This window comes from Streptomyces sp. NPDC014891, from assembly GCF_043081085.1.
Taxonomy (GTDB): Bacteria; Actinomycetota; Actinomycetes; order Streptomycetales; family Streptomycetaceae; genus Streptomyces.
Genome location: NZ_JBIBWF010000014.1, coordinates 203,687 through 227,372 on the forward strand (window position 1 = coordinate 203,687; position 23,686 = coordinate 227,372).

Genomic DNA, 23,686 nt, shown 5'->3' on the forward strand with positions numbered 1-23,686 from the left:
ACCCGGTTCCGTTCGCTTTGCGCGGAATTCCCAAGGCCCGCTCCTGAGGCGCTCATGTGTGATCGATCACAGGAGGGGGTGTCCGGGCATCCACTCTCCGTAACGGGGAAATCCCCGCGAAAACCCGGAAAAGTCCGGGTTTCCCGGGCCTGGATTGACGGGAAGTACACGGGGTGGCGCCTGTAAGGCGCGCCCCCTGGACCGTGTACGGTCCGGTTCGCCACCCGATGCCGATCACTCGCGAGAGACCGGAACGGGTGTCGATTGAGTAACAGACCTTGATGTGAGGCAAAATCTCCGCCTCAGGTCGGGCACAAGTCCGACCTCTCACGCGTTACGTGCGCTGGAGACACCGCAACCACCCAGAGGGGGAGAGCGACATGGCAACGGACTACGACACCCCACGCAAGACCGACGACGACGTCGATTCGGACAGCCTTGAGGAACTGAAGGCCCGCCGGAACGACAAGTCGACCTCGACCGTCGACGTCGACGAGTTCGAGGCCGCCGAAGGCCTGGAGCTGCCCGGCGCCGACCTCTCGAACGAGGAACTGGCCGTCCGGGTCCTGCCCAAGCAGGCCGACGAGTTCACCTGCATGAGCTGCTTCCTCGTGCACCACCGCAGCCAGCTGGCCAGGGAGAAGAACGGCCAGCCCATCTGCCGCGACTGCGACTGAGACCCTCGGTCGTGGCAGGCGACACACCGTCCCGGAAGCGGCGTCTACGGCTCCCCGGGAGCCCCCGGACGCACAAGGGCGGCTCGGGCCCGGCGGAGGGCGCCCAGGAGGCCCCTGAGGCCGAGCGCACCGCCTCCCCGCCCTCCCCCGGCGTACGTGACGACGAGCGGGGCCACCCGGCCTCGCTCGAGGTGGTCACCGAGCCGGACCCGGCACACCTGCCGGCGGCGCGGGGAGCGGGGCGGAACGACGCCTCGGACCCGGCGGAGGACGACGGGACCCGGCAGGACGGGCGCCTCGGCGCCGTCAAGCGGCTCGCCAACCCCGCGCGCGCCCAGCTCGACAGGATCAGGATCGACTCCGACCGGATCGACGCCGTCCGGCGCGGCGTCGCGCAGGGCGTCCGCCAGGGCGTGAAGCGCGGCGGAGACAGCGCCAAGGCGGGCATCGGACATCTGGCCGACCGCCTGATCGACCTCGCCCCGCGGATCCCCGTCCGCGATCTGGCGACCCTGCGCAAGCAGTTTCCCGGGCTCGGCCCGGAGGAGCTCGCCGACAAGCTCGTCACGGGCGCGGCGAACGCGAGCTCGACCGTCGGCGCCGGCGTCGGCGCCGCCGCCATGCTCCCCGTGCCCCCGGCCATGCCGGCGGAGCTCGCGGCCGAGATCACCGGCGTCGCCGCCGTGGAACTCAAGCTCATCGCCGAACTGCACGAGGTCTACGGGCTGCGGCCCCCCGGCCGGCTCACCCAGCGTTCGGCGGCCTATCTGACCTCCTGGGCCGAGGAGCGGGGCATCGACCCCACCAAGCCCACCACGGTCAACGCGGCACTCGGCGGACAGCTCAAGCGCGAACTGCGCCAGCAGATCATGAAGCGCATGGTGCGCAACCTGCCGAACCTCACGCCCTTCATGGTGGGCGCGGCGGTCGGCGCGGTCATGAACCGCCGCGACACCAAGAAGCTCGCCGCCCACATCCGCAAGGACCTGCGGAACCGCCAGGTCCCCTGGGACTCCCTGCGGAACCTGCCCCCGCTGGAGCAGCCGGAGAACCCCAAGGAGATCGGCTTCTAGGCCGTCCCCCCCCCGGACCCCGCGCTCCGGCGCGGGCCCGGCCCGTCCACGGGCGCCGCCCCGGCGGGGCGACGCCCGCCCGGTCCCGCCCGCTCAGTCCCGGACGTCCGCGCGGACGGCGTCCAGAGCCGCCACCAGCGCCTCCGGCTCACGGCTGGAGAGGTACACGTACGGGGTCGGGTCCGCCGGGTCCGCGACCTCGATCCGCACCGCCCGGGGAACGTAGCCGCGCATCACCATGTACGCGCGCGGGTCCGCCTTGTGCGTGCGCCACGCGCGCGCCTCCTCCGCGTCCAGCGCCTCGGCCGCGCCCAGCGCCGATACGGGGATCCGCGCGTCACCCGCCACCAGCGAACCGGCCACCACCCGGATCCGGACGGAGCCGTACGAGGAGACCGCCGCACCGGCCAGCACCGCCGCCGCGATCAGACCGCCCAGCATCGGGACGGTGCCCAGCGGGAACATGATCAGCCCGCCCGAGAGGCCCAGCAGTCCGGCGATCAGCCACCAGGACCGGGGCGCCGTCAGCCGCTCGTCGAAGCGCGGCGCGGCGGAGGGCGCGGGGGAAGGGGCGGGGGACGGCGCGGAAGGCTGCATGCGTCCAAGCTTGGCACGGCGCGACCTGCGCCCATCCGCGCGGGTAAGGTCTGCGGCTGTGACTGGAACATCTGCCGCCCTCACCCCGCCGGCCGACGCCATACCGCCGGTACGCCACCCGGACGCCCCGGCCCCCGGCGAGCTGCTCGGTGCCCACTACGAGCACTGTTTCGGATGCGGCGGCGGGCAGCCCCACGGCCTCCATCTGGAGGCGCGCGCGGGCGAGGGCGTGACCGTCACCGCCGAGTTCACGGTGACCCCCGACCACCAGGGCGCCCCCGGTCTCGCGCACGGCGGCGTGCTCGCCACCGCGCTCGACGAGACCCTCGGCTCCCTGAACTGGCTGCTGCGGGTCATCGCCGTGACCGGACGGCTGGAGACCGACTTCGTCCGGCCCGTCCCGGTGGGCACCGTGCTCCACCTGGAGGCCGCCGTCACCGCCGTGCGCGGCCGCAAGATCTACTCGACCGCCGTCGGCCGGATCAGCGGGCCCGAGGGTCCCGTCGCCGTCCGCGCCGAGGCACTCTTCATAGAGGTCAAGGTCGACCACTTCATCGACAACGGCCGCCCGGAGGAGATCCAGGCCGCCATGTCCGACCCCGACCAGGTCCGGCGCGCCCGCGCCTTCGAGGTGAACCCCTGATGAGCAACCCTGTCGACGTACTGATCCGGCGTGTGGACCCGGACGTGCCGATCCCGGCGTACGGCCATCCCGGCGACGCCGGGGCGGACCTCGTGACGACCGAGGCGGCCGTCCTGGCCCCCGGCGAGCGCGCCGTGCTGCCCACCGGCATCTCGATCGCCCTGCCGGACGGGTACGCGGCCTTCGTGCACCCGCGCTCCGGACTGGCCGCCCGCTGCGGACTGGCGCTCGTGAATGCCCCGGGGACGGTGGATGCCGGGTACCGTGGAGAGATCAAGGTGATCGTGGTCAATCTCGACCCGCGCGAGACCGTGCGGTTCGAACGATTCGACCGGATCGCCCAACTTGTCGTCCAACAGGTCGAGAAGGTGCGCTTCCACGAGGTGGCGGAGCTTCCCGGCTCGGCGCGGGCCGAGGGGGGCTTCGGGTCCACCGGCGGTCATGCCGCCGTGGACGGCACGACGGGTGGGAATCGATACGCTTCGGTCGTATCCGACCGGGAAGGACAGTGACGTGTTCGGACGTCGCAAGAAGAGCGGTGCCGCAGAGGACGCGGCGGGCGAGGCCGAGCAGGTCGTCGACGCGGTGGACGGCGAGGACGCGGACGACGCGGCCCCGCGCCGTGTGAACCTTCCGCCGGCGCCCCGGCCCGACGGGCCCTGGGACATCTCCGAGGTCTCCAAGCCCGAGGACGGCCGTGTCGACCTGGGCGGAGTCTTCGTCCCCGGGGTCGAGGGCATGGAGCTGCGGGTGGAGGTGGCGGGCGACGCGATCGTCGCGGCCACCGTCGTCCTGCGTGACAGCGCCGTGCAGCTGCAGGCCTTCGCCGCCCCCAAGAACGAGGGCATCTGGGGCGAGGTCCGCGACGAGATCGCCACGGGCATCGTCCAGCAGGGCGGGGTCATCGACGAGGTCGAGGGCCCGCTGGGCTGGGAGCTGCGCGCGCAGGTCCCCGTGCAGCTGCCGGACGGCAACCGCGGTGTGCAGCTGGTCCGCTTCGTGGGGGTCGACGGACCCCGCTGGTTCCTGCGCGGAGTGATCTCCGGGCAGGGCGCGGTCCAGCCCGAGGCGGCCGGTCTGCTGGAGCAGATCGTCCGGGACACCGTGGTCGTCCGCGGTGACGGGCCGATGGCCCCCCGCGACCCGATCGTCCTCAAGCTGCCCAACGACGCGCAGATGGTGCCGGACGGCGTGCAGCAGGAGGAGCAGGAGAACTCCCGCTTCTCCGGCGGCATGGGCCAGCTCCAGCGCGGTCCGGAGATCTCCGAGATCCGCTGAGCCCCCAGCCCGGACCGGTGGGCCCCCGCGTCCACCGCGTACGGGTCCCCCGCGCACGGGCGCGCCCGCCGGGTGACGGCGCATGCGCCTGATCCGTGCCCGCACGGAACGTGCCCGGCTCCACGGGACGACGTGCCGGCTGACGTGTCCGGCTGCCCTGCCGGCTCCAGACGGGCCCGGAGCGGGCTCCGACGCACCTTCCGGAACCGATGGGCCGGTCCCCGTACCTCGTACGGGGACCGGCCCATCGGCCGTTCCGGCCTGTGGGCCCTGGCCCCGGGGCCAGGGCCCGGACCATACTGGCCGGGCACATGGTCGAGGAGGGGGAGCACAGGGTGAGCGAGAGCAGCACGCGGTCCGCGACGGCCGTCGCGGAGGATCCGGCCGGTCCGCCGATGGTCCGGGTGGAGGACCTGCGCCGGTCGTACGGCACCGGCGACGCGGCCGTCCACGCCCTGCGCGGGGTCTCCTTCGACATCCCGCGCGGCGAGCTCGTCGCGCTCAAGGGCCGCTCCGGCTCCGGCAAGACGACCCTCCTCAACCTGGTCGGAGGCCTGGACAGCGCGGACGGCGGCTCCATCGTCATCGACGGCGTCGACCTCTCCACCCTCGGCGAGGACGGCCTCCTGGAACTGCGCCGCGACCGGATCGGCTTCATCTTCCAGTCCTTCGGACTCCTCCCGATCCTCTCCGCCGCCGAGAACGTCGGCGTCCCCCTGCGGCTGCGGAAGACCGACCCCGCGGAGCGCGAGGAGCGGGTGGCCCTGCTCCTCGGCCTGGTGGGCCTCGCCGACCACGCCGACCAGCGGCCCGGCGAGCTCTCCGGAGGGCAGCAGCAGCGCGTGGCCATCGCCCGCGCCCTCGCCAACCGGCCGGCCCTGCTCATCGCCGACGAGCCGACCGGCCAGCTCGACCAGGAGACCGGGCTCGCCGTCATGCAGCTGCTGCGCGCGGTCGTGCGCAGCGAGGGCTGCACGGCCCTCGTCGCCACCCACGACCCGCAGCTCCTGGGCCTGGCCGACCGGGTCCTGGAACTGAGCGACGGCGAGATCGCCGAGCACTGACGCGGCCCGCCCGGCCGGACTCCCGCGGGCCGGTGCGGTCCCGACATCAGAAACACGTCAAGACCGCACCGGCGTACTCCCCGCGTACGGAATGTCCGATTGGCTGGACGTATGGTCGTCCCATGGGACGCGGCAAGCTACGCATCTACCTCGGCGCTGCGCCGGGCGTCGGCAAGACCTACGCGATGCTCTCCGAGGGCCACCGGCGGGTGGAGCGCGGCACGGACTGCGTCGTCGCGTTCGTGGAGCACCACGGGAGGCCCCGCACCGAGGTCATGCTGCACGGCCTGGAGCAGGTGCCGCGCCGCACCCTGGAGTACCGGGGGACCGCCTTCACCGAGATGGACGTCGACGCCGTCCTGGAGCGCCGCCCCGCCGTCGCCCTCGTCGACGAACTGGCCCACACGAACGTGCCGGGCTCCCGCAACCCCAAGCGCTGGCAGGACGTCGCCGAACTCCTCGCGGCCGGCATCGACGTCATATCGACCGTCAACATCCAGCACCTGGAGTCACTGGGCGACGTCGTCGAGTCGATCACCGGCGTACGGCAGCGGGAGACCGTCCCCGACGAGGTGGTCCGCCGCGCCGACCAGATCGAGCTGGTCGACATGTCCCCGGAGGCGCTGCGCCGCCGGATGGCCCACGGCAACGTCTACACCTCGGACAAGGTCGACGCGGCCCTGTCCAACTACTTCCGCCCCGGCAACCTCACCGCCCTGCGCGAGCTGGCCCTGCTCTGGACCGCCGACCGGGTCGACGAGTACCTCCAGCAGTACCGCGGCGAACACAACATCCGCTCCACCTGGCAGGCCCGCGAGCGCATCGTCGTCGGCCTGACCGGCGGCCCCGAGGGCCGCACCCTCATACGGCGCGCCACCCGGCTCGCGGAGAAAGGGGCCGGCGGCGAGGTCCTCGCCGTCTACATCGCCCGCAGCGACGGCCTGACCGCTGCCTCGCCCAAGGAGCTCGCCGTCCAGCGCACCCTGGTCGAGGACCTCGGCGGCACGTTCCACCACGTCATCGGCGACGACATCCCCTCGGCCCTCCTGGAGTTCGCCCGCGGGGTCAACGCCACCCAGATCGTCCTCGGCTCCAGCCGCCGCCGCTCCTGGCAGTACGTGCTCGGCCCCGGCGTCGGCCAGACCGTGGCCCGTGAGTCGGGCCCCGACCTCGACGTCCACATCGTCACCCACGGCGAGGTCGCCAAGGGCCGCGGCCTCCCGGTCACCCGCGGCGCCCGGCTCGGCCGCTCCCGGATCATCGGCGGCTGGGTCGTCGGCGTCGCCGGACCCCTGCTGCTCGCCCTGCTCCTCACCCACGTCGACGCCGACCTCGGCCTCGCCAACGACATGCTGCTCTTCCTCGCCCTCACCGTCGCGGCGGCCCTGCTCGGCGGGTTCCTGCCCGCGCTCGCCTCCGCCGCGGTCGGCTCGCTGCTGCTCAACTGGTTCTTCACCCCGCCCCTCCACCGGCTGACCGTCGCCGACCCCAAGAACATCGTGGCGATCGCCGTCTTCCTCGGCGTCGCCATGTCGGTGGCCTCCGTGGTCGACCTGGCCGCCCGGCGCACCCACCAGGCGGCCCGGCTGCGCGCCGAGTCGGAGGTGCTCTCCTACCTCGCCGGCAGCGTGCTGCGCGGCGAGACCAGCCTCGACGCCCTCCTCGAACGGGTCCGGGAGACCTTCTCCATGGAGTCCGTCGCCCTCCTCGAACGGGCGGACGACGTCGAGCCCTGGACCCGCGCCGCGAGCGTCGGCCCCCACCCGGCGGTCCGGCCCGAGGAGGCGGACGTGGACATGCCCGTCGGCGACCATCTGGCCCTCGCCCTGTCCGGCCGGGTACTGCCCGCCGAGGACCGGCGCGTCCTCGGCGCCTTCGCCGCCCAGGCCGCCGTCGTCCTCGACCGGCAGCGCCTCGTGGGCGAGGCCGAGGAGGCCCGCAAACAGGCCGAGGGGAACAAGATCCGCACCTCCCTGCTCGCCGCCGTCAGCCACGACCTGCGGACCCCGCTCGCCGGCATCAAGGCCTCCGTCTCCTCCCTGCGCTCCGACGACGTCGAGTGGTCCGAGCAGGACCGCGCCGAGTTCCTGGAGGGCATCGAGGCCGGCGCCGACCGGCTCGACCACCTCGTCGGCAACCTCCTCGACATGTCCCGCCTCCAGACCGGCACCGTCACCCCGCTGATCCGGGCCGTCGACCTCGACGAGGTCGTCCCGATGGCCCTCGGGGGAGTGCCCGACGGCAGCGCCGAGCTCGACATCCCCGAGAGCCTGCCCATGGTCGAGGTCGACAAGGGGCTCCTGGAGCGGGCCGTCGCCAACATCGTCGAGAACGCCGTCAAGTACAGCCCCGAGGGCGTCCCCGTGGCCGTCGCCGCCAGCACCCTCGGCGACCGCGTCGAGCTGCGGGTCGTGGACCGCGGCCCCGGCGTCCCCGACGAGGCCAAGGACGGCATCTTCGAGCCCTTCCAGCGGTTCGGCGACGCCCCGCGCGGCTCCGGCGTCGGCCTCGGCCTCGCGGTCGCCCGCGGCTTCGTCGAGGCCATGGGCGGGACGCTCGGCGCCGAGGACACCCCGGGCGGAGGCCTCACGATGGTGCTCACCCTCAGGGCCTCGCGGAGCGGACCGCCGGCGCCGGCCGCCGACCTCCCGGCGCACGCCGTGACCTGAGCCCGGCGGCCCGGAGCCGCACCGCCCGCGCCGCCGGGCCCGGGGCGCACCCCGGGACCCGCGTCCGCCCTCGTACGCAGCCACCCCCGCCCGCACCCCGTCCCCCGCCCGCCCCCTCCGCTCCCGCACCCTCCCGCCCCGCCCGCCGCGGGCGTCCTCAGAAGGAAGGCCCCCCTCCATGACCCGGGTTCTCGTGGTCGACGACGAGCCGCAGATCGTCCGTGCCCTGGTGATCAACCTCAGGGCCCGGAAGTACGAGGTCGACGCCGCGGCCGACGGCGCCACCGCCCTCCGGCTCGCCGCCGACCGCCACCCCGACGTCGTCGTCCTCGACCTCGGCCTCCCCGACATGGACGGCGTCGAGGTCATCAAGGGCCTGCGCGGCTGGACCCGGGTGCCGATCCTGGTCCTCTCGGCGCGCCAGACCTCCGACGAGAAGGTCGAGGCGCTCGACGCCGGCGCCGACGACTACGTCACCAAGCCCTTCGGCATGGACGAGCTGCTCGCCCGGCTGCGCGCCGCCGTCCGCCGCGCCGAGCCCGTCGGCGGCGCCGACGACGGGGTGGTGGTCGTGGAGACCGAGGGCTTCACCGTCGACCTCGCCGCCAAGAAGGTGCACCGCGACGGCCGGGACGTCCGGCTCACCCCGACCGAGTGGCACCTCCTGGAGGTCCTCGTCCGCAACAGCGGCCGCCTGGTCAGCCAGAAGCAGCTGCTCCAGGAGGTCTGGGGACCCTCGTACGGCACGGAGACCAACTACCTCCGGGTGTACATGGCGCAGCTTCGCCGCAAGCTGGAGAGCGACCCCTCGCACCCCCGGCACTTCGTCACCGAACCGGGCATGGGCTACCGCTTCGAACGCTGAGCGGACGCGGGCCGCCGAGGCCCCCGCCGACCGCCCCGTAACCGGGCTCCGGGGCCGCCGTCGGTCGCCCCGGTGGCCGGTACGCTTTCTGTATGAGTGCTGCACCGCGTACAGAGAAGCCGGCCGGTAGGTTCCGCCGGATGCTCGACCGGCTCTCCTCCTCCGCGGAGGACCTGGAGTCGGAGGAGCTCCAGGAGGACGCCGAGGCGTCGGGGTGCACGCGCATCTGTGACTGCTCCGACCGCCAGATAGTCAAGGTGACTGGTACCTTGCGCACGGTCACGCTGCGTCCCCGGGCCGGTGTGCCCGCGCTGGAGGCCGAACTCTTCGACGGCACGGCACCGCTGGACGTCGTGTGGCTCGGCCGGCGCTCCATCGTGGGCATCGAGCCGGGCCGCAAGCTGATCGCCTCCGGCCGGATCTCCCTGAGCCACGGCCGGCGGGTCCTCTTCAACCCCAAATACGAGCTCCGACCGCTCGGACAGGAGTAGCCGGTGACGTCCCTCGACAAGCCGACCACCACGGACCAGGACGCCCAGGCATCGAAGGAGGTCACCGAGGCCGCGCTGTTCGAGGCCTTCGGCGGCCTGCGGGGCATGGTCGAGACCGTCGTGCCGGGCCTGCTGTTCGTCACGATCTTCACGATCAACAAGAACCTGCACGTCTCCGCGATCGCCGCGCTCGCGGTCTCCCTGGTCCTGGTCGCCGTCCGGCTGATCCGCCGGGACACCGTCAAGCACGCGTTCAGCGGTGTCTTCGGCGTCGCCTTCGGCGTCGTCTTCGCGATGATGACCGGCAACGCCAAGGACTTCTACCTGCCGGGCATGCTGTACACCCTGGGCCTCGCCCTGGCGTACATCGTCACCGCGCTGGCCGGGGTGCCGCTGATCGGCCTCATCCTCGGCCCGGTCTTCAAGGAGAACCTCTCCTGGCGGACCCGCAACCCGGGCCGCAAGAAGGCCTACACGAAGGCGAGCTGGGCCTGGGGCCTGATCCTGCTCGGCAAGTGCGCGATCCTCTTCCCGATGTACTGGTGGGCCGACACGACCAAGTTCGGCTGGGTCCTCGTGGCACTCAAGATCCCGCCGTTCCTGCTCGCCGTCTACCTCACCTGGGTGTTCCTCGCCAAGGCTCCGCCGCCCATCGACGTCTTCGCCGAGATGGAGGCCGAGGAGCGCGCCGAGAAGGAGCGCAAGGCGGCCGCCGCCGGGCAGAGCAACCCGGAGGCCTGAGACGACACGGGAGAGGGCCCGGACCTGTTCGCAGGTCCGGGCCCTCTTACGTACCCTCCGGGGCCTCAGCCGGGCGCCGGGGTCTCCTGGGCGTCCGGTCCAGCCTCGTGCTCTCCCGTGCGCCCGGTGCAGCGCCGTGCGCGCCCCTGGGGGCTCGGCACGGGCGCGGGGCCGGGGCTCGGTGTGGGGGGTCCGGGGTCCGGTCCGGGGTCGGTGGGTCCGCCTCAGCGGTCCCACCGGCCCCGCGGCCTTCAGGAGTCCGTCGGCTCGCGGCGGACCTGGAGCAGGTCCTCCAGCTGCTCCTCGCGGGCCTGCGCGGCCACGAACAGCAGCTCGTCGCCGGCCTCCAGCGTCTCCTCGGGGCTCGGCGTCAGCACCCGGGACCCGCGGATGATCGTCACCAGCGAGGTGTCCTGCGGCCAGGCCACGTCCCCGACCGAGGTGCCGGCGACCGCCGACTCCGGCGGGAGCGTCAGCTCGACCAGGTTCGCGTCGCCGTGGCTGAAGCGCAGCAGCCGGACCAGGTCGCCGACACTCACCGCCTCCTCGACCAGGGCGGACATCAGACGCGGCGTCGAGACGGCCACGTCCACGCCCCAGGCCTCGTTGAACAGCCACTCGTTCTTCGGGTTGTTCACCCGGGCCACGACCCGCGGCACGCCGTACTCGGTCTTGGCGAGCAGCGACACGACCAGGTTCACCTTGTCGTCGCCGGTCGCCGCGATCACCACGTTGCAGCGCTGGAGCGCCGCCTCGTCGAGCGAGGTGATCTCGCAGGCGTCCGCCAGCAGCCACTCCGCCTGCGGCACCCGCTCCACCGAGATGGCGGTCGGCGCCTTGTCGACCAGCAAGACCTCGTGCCCGTTCTCCAGGAGCTCGCCCGCGATGGAACGGCCCACCGCGCCCGCGCCCGCAATTGCGACACGCATCAGTGACCGCCCTCCTCGGGACCCTCGGCGAAGGCCTCCTCGACCTTGGCGATCTCGTCCGTACGCATCATCACGTGCACCAGGTCGCCTTCCTGGAGCACCGTCTGGGAGGTGGGCAGAATCGCTTCGCCCAGCCGGGTGAGGAACGCGACACGGACGCCGGTCTCCTCCTGGAGGCGGCTCACCTTGTGGCCGATCCAGGCCGGGGAGGTGTGCACCTCCGCGAGCTGCACCGCGCCGCTCGGGTCGCGCCACAGCGGCTCCGCACCCGAGGGCAGCAGCCGCCGCAGCATCTGGTCGGCGGTCCAGCGGACCGTCGCGACCGTCGGAATGCCCAGGCGCTGGTAGACCTCGGCGCGCCGCGGGTCGTAGATCCGCGCCGCCACGTTCTCGATGCCGAACATCTCGCGCGCGACCCGCGCCGCGATGATGTTCGAGTTGTCGCCGCTGCTCACTGCGGCGAAGGCGCCCGCGTCCTCGATGCCGGCCTCACGCAGCGTGTCCTGGTCGAAGCCGACACCCGTGACGCGCCGACCGCCGAAACCCGACCCCAGACGACGGAAGGCCGTCGGGTCCTGGTCCACCACCGCGACGGTGTGCCCCTGCTGCTCCAGGGTCTGCGCGAGAGCGGCTCCCACTCGCCCGCAGCCCATGATGACGATGTGCACGTCCCCTTACCCCGCACTCCTGATCGCCCTGCTGACCTGCGAAAACACCCTGCTCACAACTTTCCTCACCCGATGCGCCCGGGTCGCGGCGGGCGACACCCTGCCGGGTCACCCGGTCCGAGCTTATGCGGCAACGCTGGCCGGGACCGCATCCGAGGTGGTACTGAGGGAGATTCGGTGCGGATCGGGGGTGCCGGTGCGCAAGGCTGTTTTCGAACGCTTACGATCCTCTGCGTGTCCAAACTGACCGACCTTCCCAAACGGATCCTGATCGGGCGGGCCCTGCGCAGCGACAAGCTCGGAGAGACCCTGCTCTCCAAGCGGATCGCGCTCCCCGTCTTCGCCTCCGACCCGCTGTCCTCGGTGGCGTACGCACCCGGCGAGGTGCTGCTCGTTCTCTCCGTGGCCGGACTGTCGGCCTACCACTTCAGCCCGTGGATCGCCCTCGCGGTCGTCGTCCTGATGTTCACGGTCGTCGCCTCGTACCGGCAGAACGTCCACGCGTACCCGAGCGGCGGCGGCGACTACGAGGTCGCCAACACCAACCTCGGGCCGAAGGCCGGACTCACCGTGGCGAGCGCCCTGCTCGTCGACTACGTCCTCACCGTCGCCGTCTCGATCTCCTCCGGCATCGAGAACCTCGGCTCGGCGATCCCCTTCGTGGTCGAGCACAAGGTCGCCTGCGCGGTCGGCGTCATCGTGCTCCTCACCGTGATGAACCTGCGCGGCGTGAAGGAGTCGGGCTCGCTCTTCGCGATCCCGACGTACGTCTTCGTCGCCGGCGTCTTCATCATGATCGCCTGGGGCGCGTACAAGGGCATCGTCCTCGACGAGACCATGAAGGCCCCCACCGCCGACTACGAGATCAAGCCGGAGCACCAGGGCCTCGCCGGGTTCGCACTGGTCTTCCTGCTGCTGCGCGCCTTCTCCTCCGGCTGCGCCGCCCTCACCGGCGTCGAGGCCATCTCCAACGGCGTCCCCGCCTTCCGCAAGCCTAAGTCGAAGAACGCCGCCACGACGCTCGCCCTCATGGGCGGCCTCGCCGTCACCATGTTCTGCGGCATCATCTTCCTGGCCATGGCCACCGACGTGCGGATGGCCGAGAAGCCCGCCGAGGAACTCCTGAACAACGGCGTCCCGGTCGGCGCGGGCTACGTCCAGGACCCGGTCATCTCCCAGGTCGCGGCCGCCGTCTTCGGCGACGGAACGTTCTTCTTCGTCGTCCTCGCCGCCGCCACCGCGCTCGTCCTCTTCCTGGCCGCGAACACCGCGTACAACGGCTTCCCGCTCCTCGGCTCGATCCTCGCCCAGGACCGCTACCTGCCGCGCCAGCTGCACACCCGCGGCGACCGCCTCACCTTCTCCAACGGCATCGTGCTCCTCGCCGGCGCCGCCGCCCTGCTCGTCTGGATCTACGGGGCCGACTCGACCAAGCTGATCCAGCTGTACATCGTCGGCGTCTTCGTCTCCTTCACGCTGAGCCAGACCGGCATGGTCCGGCACTGGAACCGCCACCTGGCCACGGAGCGGGACCCGGCCAAGCGCCGCCACATGATCCGCTCCCGCGCGATCAACGCCTTCGGCGCCTTCTTCACCGGCCTCGTCCTCGTCGTCGTCCTCGCCACCAAGTTCACCCACGGCGCCTGGGTCGCCCTGCTCGGCATGGTGATCTTCTACGGCGTGATGAGCGCGATCCGCAGGCACTACGACTCGGTCTCCGAGGAGATCGCCGCCGCCGAGGAACGCCCCGACGAGTACGTGCGCCCGTCCCGGGTGCGCTCCATCGTCCTCGTCTCCAAGCTGCACAAGCCCACGCTCCGCGCCCTGGCCTACGCCAAGCTCATGCACGCCAACGAGCTGGAGGCGCTGACCGTCAACGTCGACCCGGTCGAGACCAAGGCGCTCAGGGACGAGTGGGAGCGCCGGGGCATCAACGTCCCGCTCAAGATCCTCGACTCGCCGTACCGCGAGATCACCCGGCCGGTGATCGAGTACGTCAAGAGCATCCGCCGCGAGAGCCCCCGCGACGCCGTCTCCGTCTACATCCCGGAGTACGTCGTCGGGCACTGGTACGAGCACCTGCTCCACAACCAGTCCGCGCTGCGCCTCAAGGGCCGGCTGCTCTTCACCCCGGGCGTCATGGTCACCTCCGTCCCGTACCAGCTCCGCTCCTCCGAGGCCGCGAAGAAGCGGGCCAGGAAGCGCCAGGAGTGGAACGCGCCGGGCTCGGTCCGCCGCGGCCCGGTCGAGAAGGGCCAGAAGGAACCGGCCGCGAAGAACAACTAGACTGGTGGGCTGCCGTCCAAACGGCAGCCCGCCTTCGCGTCCCCTTGGAGCTTCCCCGCCATGCAGAACACCCCTGTTTCGTCGTTGGTCGGGGAAGAGTACGAGGTCGAGGTCGGTCCGGTCGCGCACGGCGGCCACTGCATCGCCCGCACCGAGGCCGGCCGCGTCCTCTTCGTCCGGCACGCGCTGCCCGGTGAGCGGGTCGTCGCCCGCGTCACCGAGGGCGAGGAGACCTCCCGCTTCCTGCGCGCGGACGCGGTCACGATCCTCGACCCCTCCAAGGACCGCGTCGAGGCCCCCTGTCCCTTCGCGGGCCCGGGCAGGTGCGGCGGCTGCGACTGGCAGCACGCCAAGCCCGGCGCCCAGCGCCGCCTCAAGGGCGAGGTCATCGCCGAGCAGCTGCTGCGGCTCGCCGGCCTGACCCCCGAGGAGGCCGGCTGGGACGGCACCGTCATGCCGGCCGAGGGCGACAAGCTCCCGCAGGGCGAGGTCCCGCAGTGGCGGACCCGCGTCCAGTACGCGATCGACGCGGACGGCAACGCCGGCCTGCGCAAGCACCGCTCGCACGACGTCGAGGTGATCGACCACTGCATGATCGCGGCCCCGGGAGTCTCGGAACTGGGCGTCGAGAAGCAGGACTGGCCGAACATGGCCTCGGTCGAGGCGATCGCCGCCTCCGGCTCGCACGACCGCCAGGTCATCCTGACCCCGAAGCCCGGCGGCCGCCTGCCGCTGGTCGAGCTGGACAAGCCGGTCTCCGTCCTCCGCGTCGACGAGAAGGACGGCGGGGTCCACCGCGTCCACGGCCGCGCCTTCGTCCGCGAGCGCGCCGACGAGCGCACCTACCGCGTCGGCAACGGCGGCTTCTGGCAGGTCCACCCGAAGGCCGCGCAGACCCTCATGCTGGCCGTCATGCAGGGCCTGACCCCCCGCAAGGGCGAGACGGCCCTGGACCTCTACTGCGGCGTCGGCCTCTTCGCGGGTGCCCTCGCCGACCGCGTCGGCGACCAGGGCGCGGTCCTCGGCATCGAGTCCGGCAAGCGCGCGGTGGAGGACGCCCGCCACAACCTGGCCGGCTTCCCGCGCGTCCGCATCGAACAGGGCAAGGTCGAGTCGGTCCTCCCGCGCACGGGCATCACGGAGGTCGACCTCATCGTCCTCGACCCCCCGCGCGCCGGCGCCGGCAAGCAGACGGTCCACCACCTCGCCGCCCTGGGCGCCCGCCGCATCGCCTACGTGGCCTGCGACCCGGCAGCCCTGGCCCGAGACCTGGCGTACTTCGCGGAACGCGGCTACAAGGTCCGCACGCTGCGGGCGTTCGACCTGTTCCCGATGACGCACCACGTGGAGTGCGTGGCGATTCTGGAGCCGGTGAAGAAGGACGCGTGAGCTGGGGTTTTGTGGGTGCGCGGTATGTGCCGTGTGGGCGTTACGGGCGATATCTTGACGCTGAGATGACGCTCGTGACGCTCATTTGACGCTCGTTCTGATGGTGCGCCAGCTGGCTGGTGGTGCAGGTCGTGCCGGGTGGGAGGCGCGCTCCCGCCGGCTGGCTTTGCGGGAACTTGAAGGAAATTAGGCCGGGTTCCGGCGCCGCTGAGTGCGGTGGCAGGTGCGCTGCCGCCGTACGGGCCGGACGCCTGGCGGAGCGGACGCTCAGTAAGCGGGACCGTAGGGGCTCCAGCCGTGCATGAACGGCTTGAGATCCTCGGGCCGGGGTTCAGGGATTGCCGGCAGCAACGGTGAACCGTTGAGAGGGTTCAGGCGTTGCACATGGCTCTCCGCCCATGCGATCCATGTCTCGGCTTCCTCCCTGGCCGGTCCGATCGGCAGACTCTCTGCGTGGAGGCGGAGCGCGCTGACGTACTCGGTCAAGCCCTCTGCGCGCCGCCACGCTTCCTCCTGCGCTTCGAGGTGCCGGACGCGGTATGCCTCTGCGTACCGGACGCGGGCTTCTTGCATGGCAGCTTCCCAGCAAATGCGCTTCTGTCGTGCCGCTTCGATGTCGGCCAGGCGTTTGCGTTCGGCCGCTTCGCCGCGGAGCGTGACCTCCTGCGCGATCTCCGCGAGCTGGTCTTCGAGGGAGCGACCGGGGGTGTCGGCCCATTCGTCGGCCCGGTGCGGTTTGCCGCCGCTGATCACGATGCGGAGGCGCTCGGACGGGGTGTAGTCGAAGCGTGGGATCCTGACCCAGGAGTCCTTCTTGGCTTCCGCGAGTTCCTTCTCGGTGGCGACGTGCTCTGTCCGGTCCTGTTCCTGGAGGACGAGGAACCCCACCGTCTGTCCTTGCGCGGTGATGCTGAAGTGGGGTGGTGCGCTGCGACGGCGGTGAGGCCGGGGTGCGGCGCCCGTCGCTCCGGTTGAACAGGAGTGTCCTTGCCTCTCGGCAGCGGTGATCAGTGCTTGGACGAGCCGGAGAGCGCGCCCTTGGACGGGCTTGGTCAGGCCGAGCGGTTGGGTTTCGCCCTGCATCGCCCGGACAACGCTGTGCGGGCGGGAGAGCCGGGCCGGGACAGGGACGGGTTCGAGGATGGCAAGGCGCCACGCGGGGATGTCGACGAGCTTGATCTCGTACCCGTCACCGCACCAACCCCCCTGCAGCTCCTTCGTCTTAGGGATCTTTCCCGACTTGCGTGCCCCGGCGATGCGGGACGGCCAGTTCACAGAGCTTGGACCGCTGTCGCTCTTGACGATCCGGCCGCCGGCGTCCTCGAGTTCTTGAAGCAGCTGCTCCGTGAACGTCAGGCGATTCTGCGCGGGGATGCGGGCCTTCTGCGCAGGGGAAGGAGCCGCCCGCACTCCGGCGGACGGAGGTCGCGGCTCGGAACGAGGCGTCTGCGTGGGCAACTTGCCGGCATGATGCGTACCCTGAGTCAGGTAGTGTCGGCCGGCGCTCGTCAGGGCTACGTTCCACTGCCCGCCTCGCCTGGAGACCTTGACGAGGCCTCTATTCTGCAGCGCTTGGCAGGTGGTCTTGTAGGAGGTGCCCTGCCATACGCCGGCAGGACACCCCGCGCCGACCCACTGCAGCACCAAGAACTGACGTGCATTCACCTGCCGCTTTAATTGCCCGCCTTCGACTCTGGCTGATGCTCGATGGTCGGATGGTGTCAGTCCTGACTGTCAGCGACTGGTGCTTCACGACAGATTCGCTCAGAGAAGACGCTGCCCTCGCGGCGAGTTGATCGCGTCCGGAGGGCAGCTCGGGTGTGGATAGGCGGTGGCATGGGCTTCGCTAGGGCCACTCCATCGCCTGTTCAGGCCACGAGTTCCGCCGGTCCCTCCACACCGTGACGACCGTTCTACGGGATCGGGCGGGCTGTTCCACGGGTCGGGGAGAACTGATAGCGCAGCCCCCGGCCTACTACCAGGAACCGGTCACGTCCCGCCGCCGCGAATGGGTTCGGCAGTTCGAACACCCGTCGCCGTTCTGGATCGAGGGCAGAGGTGATCAGCAAGATCCGATAGCGGCTTCCGCGCGCGTGCTCCCGTGCTGCCCTCTCCTCGGAGACACCCAGCTCGAACTCCATCCGCTCGGTGTCGGACTCGCTGGTCGCCTTCACCTCGTATAGGCGTGTGGTGCCGCGGTAGGCGACCTCGAAGTCGTAGCCGTGGCCGTCGGACGCTGCCGCGTCCTCGTTGAGGACCGCGGCGTAGCCCGAGACCCAGTGGACTTCGGCGTACCGGCGCTCCAGCCAAGCGCGTGCGGAGACTTCGCCCACCAGGCCGATGGCCGCTTTCTGTTCCTCGCCGAGCTGCGCCTTGCGCGCAACGACGATCCTGGGTGTCCGAGATTCTGGTGTGCGGCGGGGTTGCGGAACGGATGCCATCAGGTCGAGGCGCACCTTCCCGGACTGCGTGAGGAAGGTCTGGTCGACTGTCCGGGTCGCCAGGTCGGCGATGGTTGCGAAGTGGTCGCGCCCCACGATGATCTCCTCGTCGCCGATCTTGATCGTGGGCTGGACGGATCCGCGGGATCCGATGAAGCCTGACGAGGGTGCGGGCGGCTGTGCGAGGTCGCGGGCGGTGAGGCCCAGGGATGCGGGGTCGGCGCTGTGCGGCATGCCCGCCGGCCAGCCCACTCCGCGGGCCACCTCGCGCAGGAGCCGCTCGTCGGTCAGGAGGAGGAGGTCGGCCAGTCCGGAGCTCTGCAGTGCGGTGCGTGCCTCCATCAGCGGGGCGCTGCTCCAGCCGACCGGCACGGAAACGCGGTGACGACGGCACCAGGCGGGCACCAGTTTCGTCAGCACGGAGACCAAGCGGTCGAGCGCTGCCGTGTTGAGGCGGCGTAGCTCGTCGACGGGCTTGAGATCGCCCGCGCGCTGCAGGTCGTCGTCGGCACCGTGCGACTGCAGCCAGTGGGCGACTCGGGCCCGCATCTGCTCCTCGGGAGGGGAGGCGAAGCAGGGCAGCCAGTCCGGGTCGGGAGCCAGGTCCTCTAGATGGCGGGCGGCGGCGTACGCGGCCACGTCCCTTCCTCCCGCGGCTTGAGGTGCGTACCGCTCGCGCAGCCGGTCCAGAACGGCATCGGCGTGGGCGCGGACGAACTCGCTGAACGTCCGCTCGTGGAGGTCTGGGTCGCAGTCGGGCTTATAGGGGGCTCCGAGCGCGGCGAGTGCCTCGTTGAACGCCTTGTAGTCCAGCGCCAGGGCCTCCCGAAGTTCGGCGGGCGTCGTAGAGGTGCGGGCCATGGCGAGGAGTTCGGTGGCGGGGAGCGGGAGAGCGCAGCGGGATCGGCCGAGGGCCGCGATTAGTTCCTCCTCGTTCGTGGCTTCGTCCAGGGCCTCGGAAACCGTGTCGGCGCGGTCGGTGCCAGTCAGACAGATCAGGACGGGGCGCAGTTGCCGGACCATGTGGTGCAGGTCATTCGTGAGGCTGCGCCGTAGTTCCGAGATTTTGGACTCGTTGGTGTCGAGTGCCAGCGCGAGTGTGTGGTCGTCGATGTAGTCCGGCATCGCGCCGCCGGAGTGCCGCTGCAGCTTGACGAGAACGAGCTCCAGGGCGTCCTGCAGCGACGGCTGGTGGAGGAGTTGAGTGACCGCCGACGTGGACGCCTGCAGTTCTTCCCAGCCACCGTCGGCATCGCGGTCGACGTCCCAGACGACGACGGTTGGGCAGTCGGGATCGGGCAGCGGCAGGCTGCGGGTCGTCGGCGGAGGCTCCACACGCTCACCGGCGATCAGGATCTCGATCTCCTCGGCGCGGAAGATGCGGATCGCGCGCAACTGGTCGAGGAGGGTGCGCACGCTGCGTTCGCTACGGCGCAGGAACGCGCCGGACTTGAGCTCCACCACCAGAGCTACCACCAGGACCAGCCACTCCCGGGTCTCAGTGAGTCGGGGGTGGTCGTCCGATGGGCTGATCGGCTCCTTGCCACGGTCGTTCACCTGAACCCGCGTGTCGGACAGCCGGGCCACGGGCGTTCCGCTCGACTCGAGCCTCTTCGCGATTCTCGCGCCGTTATCGGATCCGGCAATCAGGACAGGATGGCCTGCGAGTTCGACGAGAGTCTCCTTCAGCGGGTCGGCTTCGTCGCAGACGTAGACCGGGTTCTCCCGAGAGGAAGGCGTGAGGGTGGTCAGAGCGTGCTTGTGGACCACCGCCAGCTGCGCCGGCTCTCCGGCGGGCCAGGGCCAGCGCTCGCTATCCGCTACGTGGGACCATGCCCTCCCGTAGTGCTTCTTGAACGAGACGTTGAGGTGGTCGGGTACGCCACCCGTGGCGACGATCGCGCCGAGGTCTCGAACGGCAGCTCCTGCGTGCTCGGATTCGTCCCAGAATCGCAGACCGCACCGGCGTAGACGTTCGAGCACCGCCTTGTCGGCCAGAGCCCGACGGATCGAGAGGGGGAGTGAGGGAACGAATGCCGGAAGGTCGCCCTCGGCGCTGAACCACGCACGGTTCGGCGGGACGAAGGTTGGACCGTCGGCGTCTCTGGTCTCCACCGGGAGCCAGGGCATGGAACGCAGGAAGGATGCTAGTGGGCTCGGCCATGTGTGGGGGTCGCGATTCCGGGCGTGGTGCGGCCGGTGAAGGGGGACGGTGAAGGCTGTGTCCGCCCAGGTGCGAAGCCCGATGAGCAACAACTCCGCGAACTCTCGGCGGGCGGCCGGGCCCAGCCCCGTGACCTCGACGGCGCCTGGCACATGGGCCAGTTGGTGGCGGAACTCGTACGGCGTCCAAGGGTGGGCGAAGTCGCTCCAGGTACGGTGGACGTCCTTCGACCAGGCCCGTCCGAGCTCGTCGCCGAGCGACAGCCTCCGGGCCACGACTCCCGGTGCCATGTCCCGGCCGTTGGTCGGCCTGAGTCTGCCGCCGACCAAGGAGAGAGGCAGGCCGTCGCCCACACCGATCGCCTTGAGGAAATCCACGTAGGCCGTGAGGTCGTTGACGGGGACGGGCCAGTGGTCCGGGTTGCTGAGCCAGCGTTGACGCAGGATCGCCAGTGACGGAATCGAGTCGCCACCCGCGTCCAGGAACTTCGCCAGTCGTCGCCCACCCTCGGTGCGCCATGCGGGGGAGAAGAGGCAACTGATCGCCTTGATCCAGCCGCCTTCACCCGCGGGCAGACGGAGGCCTGTCCGAGGCAGCCGTCCGCGCTCGGCCTCGGTGAGGGAGGGGAAGATGCGGAAGGCGAAGACCAGGGCGTCTCGGCACAGGGCGTCCGATGGGCTCTTGGCGAGGAGATCCCTCAGCGCTTCGAAGACCCGGTCGGTCCGGTACGGGCGTACCAGCCGATGGGCTTCCAGGAAGGTGCGTCCGGGGCGTCCCCAGGCGATGGCGGGGTGGGTGAAGGCCATGCGCCGCCGTAGGGCTTTCAGCGCCTTCGGTACCTGGGCGGCGCCTTTACCGCCTTCGTCCTCGGGAAGGAAGAAGACAGACTGCTCGCCCTTGCCGACCGTTTCCGTGCCACCGAGCGCAGGCCGGAGCCGGCCATCCTGATCGAGGATGATCCGCCGGCCGCGAAGGTGTTCGGGATGGTCGGCGAACGCTTGTGCAAGATCGTCGTAGAAGTCCGCCCACATGGGGGCCGGTTGTTCTCCTCCAGCGGGCTGCAACCGTTCGGCGAGGCGTTCCACCCACGCTGCGCTCGTCTGCGGCTTAGGGTGCATGAGCGTTCCGAGAAGGTCCTGGTGGAGTTTGAGGAGACGGTCCCGTCGGAATGGCCCGACGGAAGAATCGAGGAGGTGCCCGCCGGCCTGGCTCAGTGCCTCGGCGGTGAGGACCGTCCAGGGGCGCCTTCCGTCAGGCCACGCATAGGAACGCCGAAGCGTGCCCCACGAGTCTGCCCCGACGAGGGGAACGATCGGCTCGTCCGCCAGCTTCCCGGCAAGGGCCTTGTCGATCCGGGCCGGGACGTCCCAGCACACGAGGTCCAGGACGAGGTCCCGGACCGCGGAACACGGTCCCTGGGCACGTAGTGCCGACATCAGCTGAAGGCACAGTTCCGCCATTTGATCCAGCAGGAACGCGTTCAGGGCCACGGCCTCGCTGATATGAAGTCGGGCCAGCTTGGTGAAGAACGGAGCGTGAGCATGGCCGCGGAAGGGTGCACGGGCCGCATCCGACATCGGGAGGAAGGTGTACAACAGACCCTGTTCCAGGTCTGCGTCCAACCGGAGCGCGATTCCGACCCAGGCTTCGCCTTCCCACTTCAGCCACTTCGCGTCGATCTCGCGTGCCTCGACGCTCCCTTCGATCACCCGTCGCAGCTCCTCAGGGGCAAGCGTGCGGCGGGCCAGCAAATAGCGCCCGCCTTCCGCGAGGTCAACCTCCTCGACCCACCCTGACTCCTCTCGGGCAACCAGCTTGGACGGGGCCACGGAGCGTGCCAGCACACGGCGACCATCCCGGTCTCCATCGCCCCGGACGTCCACGATCAGCTCACCGACCCGGTCTAGGAAGAGCAGAAGCGGTGCCTCACCGCTGATCGCTTCCGTGGCCTGTGTGATCGCGGCTTCCGCCGCGTGCTTGTTGCGCAGTGGCAGGCGTACGACGGTGGAGAATCCCTCTGCGGCCAGGGACGTGAGTGTGGCATCGGTGACCTCCGCCGGAACCGGCAGGGCCAGCGGTGAGATGTCCTCAATCACCCGGTCGGCCAGCTCCGGGTCGTCCACTAGCTCGCGCACGTCCTCAGGACGCGCGAACCGGAAGCAGAAGCCGTCGAACTCCACCGATGACGGGGACGCCTTGGAGTAGACCTCGGGCCAGTCCGTCAGCTGGAGCACACTGCGGAACCCGAGCCCCTTGTTGCCGATGCCCTCTCCGGCGCCCTTGTCCGACAGGGCGAGTTCTGTGATCGCGCGGAAGTTGCTGTCGGTGAACCCCGCGCCCTCATTGGCGACATACAGGACACCGTTCTCGCCCGCTTGCCGGCAGACCAGGACTGCGATCCTTCCAGCGCTGCACTCGGCCAGCGCATCGTGCCCGTTCTGGATGAGCTCCAATACGGCGCGACCCTCGTACTCCTGGGCCGTATCCTCACTGACCGACTTCAGGCTCTCGGCAAATCGCCAGTCGTCGCCCGCCTGGTCGTAGATCTCGATGCGCCGCCTGGTCAGCGCCGTGATGATCTCCTGGAAGGCCGTGCCGGCCTCCCCGTCTCGCATGGTTGAGATGACTTATCCCCCCTCTGTGTCACGCACACAACCGGTGCGTGACAGGAACCATGGCGTTCTCCCGAAGCCTCTTGCAGCAAGGCTCACTCTTTCCGGCCAACCTGGCGGTGACTCATAGGGTGGTCGAAGGCAGCCGTGCGGCGGCTCCGGATCAGAAACCATCCGGTGAGAGGCGGCGCGAGAAGGCTCAAAGAGACGCTTCAAGCGACCTGGCTGTCAGTGGCGGATGCTACTGCGGTAAGCGCTCCGCGACCTATTGGACGAGGACCACACCCGCGTCCCCAACCCCGAGTACGTCCTCTCCCTCTACTGGCTCGCCTCCGGCCCGGGGGCCGGAGGCGGCCTACGACACCGCCTTGCGCCTGCTGTCCACGCCCTCGCCCAGGAGACCGCGCAGCATGTCCTGATGCGGGAGGCCATCATGAAGACCAGTGGTCTGGCCGAACGGCTGCGCGCCGCACAGGATGCTCTGCGCGAGAGCCTCGCTGAGGACACGGGTCAGGAGAGACAGCGGATGGACATCGGCAGCGCCGTGCTGGTCGTGATCGACATGCAGAACGGTTTCGTGAACCACCACAGCCGCCACGCCGTGCCTGCGGTCTCCGACCTCGTCGCCCAGTGGTCTGCCGCCGGCCGGCCCGTGGTCTTCACCCGGTACTTCAACTATCCGGACAGCCCCTACGAGCGCTTCTTCCAGTGGCGCCGGCTCCAGGAAGCGCCCGAGATCGACATCGTTCCCGAGCTCGCCGAGGCTGCCGCCCACGCGCACGCGGTCGTCGACAAGACCGGGTACACGCTCCTCACTCCGGAGGCCGCCGAACTGATCCGCTGGGCTGGCTGGACCGACCTCGTCTTCTGCGGGATCGCCACCGAGAGCTGTGTCCTGAAGTCCGCCGCCGACGCCTTCGAGTACGGCTACGTACCCTGGATCGTCACCGATGCCTCCGCGAGCGACGCCGGTCCGGACGTCCACGCCGCCGGCCTCGTCGTCGCCCGCCGCCTGATCGGAACCGGCCAACTCGTCACCAGTGACCACGTGATCGGCCGACTCACTGCGTACGCCGGTGCCCCGGTGCTGGAATAGCCC

18 protein-coding genes are annotated in these 23,686 nt (G+C 70.7%); 13 read left to right on the forward strand and 5 right to left on the reverse strand.

From position 1 onward, the window contains the following. The first annotated feature begins 380 nt into the window (after positions 1-380). Both ACF09E_RS32495 and ACF09E_RS32500 read left to right on the forward strand, forming a co-directional pair. The gene (locus tag ACF09E_RS32495; protein ID WP_003955561.1) at positions 381-677 is read left to right on the forward strand and encodes a DUF4193 domain-containing protein; all 297 of its coding nucleotides are present in this window, start codon (positions 381-383) and stop codon (positions 675-677) included. Between the two features lie 11 nt (positions 678-688). Continuing rightward, the gene (locus ACF09E_RS32500) at positions 689-1,750 is read left to right on the forward strand and encodes a hypothetical protein (RefSeq protein ID WP_392209409.1); all 1,062 of its coding nucleotides are present in this window, start codon (positions 689-691) and stop codon (positions 1,748-1,750) included. Between the two features lie 93 nt (positions 1,751-1,843). On the opposite strand, the gene ACF09E_RS32505 is transcribed toward ACF09E_RS32500, so the two are convergent. Further along, positions 1,844-2,347, reverse strand: a complete 504-nt coding sequence (locus tag ACF09E_RS32505) for a DUF3093 domain-containing protein (protein WP_392209411.1) — start codon at positions 2,345-2,347, stop codon at positions 1,844-1,846. A 58-nt stretch (positions 2,348-2,405) separates the two neighbouring features. Here ACF09E_RS32505 and ACF09E_RS32510 point away from each other — a divergent pair, with 58 nt between their 5' ends. The 8 genes from ACF09E_RS32510 to ACF09E_RS32545 all read left to right on the forward strand — a co-directional run bounded on the left by ACF09E_RS32510 (position 2,406) and on the right by ACF09E_RS32545 (position 10,098). Beyond that, the gene (locus tag ACF09E_RS32510; RefSeq protein WP_392209413.1) at positions 2,406-2,990 is read left to right on the forward strand and encodes a PaaI family thioesterase; all 585 of its coding nucleotides are present in this window, start codon (positions 2,406-2,408) and stop codon (positions 2,988-2,990) included. Further along, positions 2,990-3,502 (forward strand): dUTP diphosphatase, encoded by a 513-nt coding sequence (dut, locus tag ACF09E_RS32515; protein ID WP_361851398.1) that lies wholly within the window; start codon positions 2,990-2,992, stop codon positions 3,500-3,502. Before ACF09E_RS32510 ends, dut begins: the two co-directional genes overlap by 1 nt. A gap of 1 nt (position 3,503) precedes the next feature. Continuing rightward, positions 3,504-4,268 carry a DUF3710 domain-containing protein gene (locus tag ACF09E_RS32520; protein ID WP_015036724.1) on the forward strand — a complete coding sequence of 255 codons (765 nt, stop codon included), beginning with the start codon at positions 3,504-3,506 and terminating at the stop codon, positions 4,266-4,268. Positions 4,269-4,579: 311 nt separating this feature from the next. Next, complete coding sequence (locus ACF09E_RS32525; RefSeq protein ID WP_392209415.1) at positions 4,580-5,332, forward strand: ABC transporter ATP-binding protein; 753 nt, start codon at positions 4,580-4,582, stop codon at positions 5,330-5,332. A 122-nt stretch (positions 5,333-5,454) separates the two neighbouring features. Further along, positions 5,455-8,001 carry a DUF4118 domain-containing protein gene (locus tag ACF09E_RS32530; RefSeq protein ID WP_392209417.1) on the forward strand — a complete coding sequence of 849 codons (2,547 nt, stop codon included), beginning with the start codon at positions 5,455-5,457 and terminating at the stop codon, positions 7,999-8,001. 178 nt (positions 8,002-8,179) lie between these two features. Then, positions 8,180-8,866 (forward strand): response regulator, encoded by a 687-nt coding sequence (locus ACF09E_RS32535; RefSeq protein ID WP_392209419.1) that lies wholly within the window; start codon positions 8,180-8,182, stop codon positions 8,864-8,866. A 92-nt stretch (positions 8,867-8,958) separates the two neighbouring features. Next, the gene (locus ACF09E_RS32540; RefSeq protein WP_361849562.1) at positions 8,959-9,357 is read left to right on the forward strand and encodes an OB-fold nucleic acid binding domain-containing protein; all 399 of its coding nucleotides are present in this window, start codon (positions 8,959-8,961) and stop codon (positions 9,355-9,357) included. Positions 9,358-9,360: 3 nt separating this feature from the next. Then, on the forward strand, positions 9,361-10,098 hold the full coding sequence (locus ACF09E_RS32545; protein ID WP_392209421.1) for a DUF3159 domain-containing protein: 738 nt from the start codon (positions 9,361-9,363) through the stop codon (positions 10,096-10,098). Between the two features lie 251 nt (positions 10,099-10,349). Here ACF09E_RS32545 and ACF09E_RS32550 read toward each other — a convergent pair whose 3' ends face one another. Both ACF09E_RS32550 and ACF09E_RS32555 read right to left on the reverse strand, forming a co-directional pair. After that, entirely contained in the window at positions 10,350-11,027 is a 678-nt protein-coding gene (locus ACF09E_RS32550) for a TrkA family potassium uptake protein (RefSeq protein WP_361849566.1), read from the reverse strand. Then, positions 11,027-11,695: a potassium channel family protein gene (locus tag ACF09E_RS32555; protein ID WP_388803325.1), complete on the reverse strand. Its 669-nt coding sequence runs from the start codon at positions 11,693-11,695 to the stop codon at positions 11,027-11,029. The genes ACF09E_RS32550 and ACF09E_RS32555 overlap by 1 nt, the downstream gene beginning before the upstream one ends. Positions 11,696-11,929: 234 nt before the next feature. Between ACF09E_RS32555 and ACF09E_RS32560 the strand changes: the two genes are divergently transcribed. After that, entirely contained in the window at positions 11,930-13,981 is a 2,052-nt protein-coding gene (locus ACF09E_RS32560) for an APC family permease (protein WP_392209423.1), read from the forward strand. 60 nt (positions 13,982-14,041) lie between these two features. Continuing rightward, positions 14,042-15,370, forward strand: coding sequence for a class I SAM-dependent RNA methyltransferase (locus ACF09E_RS32565; RefSeq protein ID WP_392209425.1), 1,329 nt, complete (start codon positions 14,042-14,044; stop codon positions 15,368-15,370). Positions 15,371-15,637: 267 nt separating this feature from the next. Here ACF09E_RS32565 and ACF09E_RS32570 read toward each other — a convergent pair whose 3' ends face one another. Both ACF09E_RS32570 and ACF09E_RS32575 read right to left on the reverse strand, forming a co-directional pair. Further along, complete coding sequence (locus tag ACF09E_RS32570; RefSeq protein ID WP_392209427.1) at positions 15,638-17,035, reverse strand: hypothetical protein; 1,398 nt, start codon at positions 17,033-17,035, stop codon at positions 15,638-15,640. Positions 17,036-17,283: 248 nt separating this feature from the next. Then, on the reverse strand, positions 17,284-22,590 hold the full coding sequence (locus ACF09E_RS32575; RefSeq protein ID WP_392209429.1) for a sacsin N-terminal ATP-binding-like domain-containing protein: 5,307 nt from the start codon (positions 22,588-22,590) through the stop codon (positions 17,284-17,286). A gap of 265 nt (positions 22,591-22,855) precedes the next feature. On the opposite strand from ACF09E_RS32575, the gene ACF09E_RS32580 reads away from it, so the two are divergent. Then, a complete protein-coding gene (locus ACF09E_RS32580; protein WP_392209431.1) occupies positions 22,856-23,683 on the forward strand; it encodes an isochorismatase family cysteine hydrolase in 828 nt (275 codons plus the stop codon). The last annotated feature ends 3 nt before the right edge of the window (positions 23,684-23,686 follow it).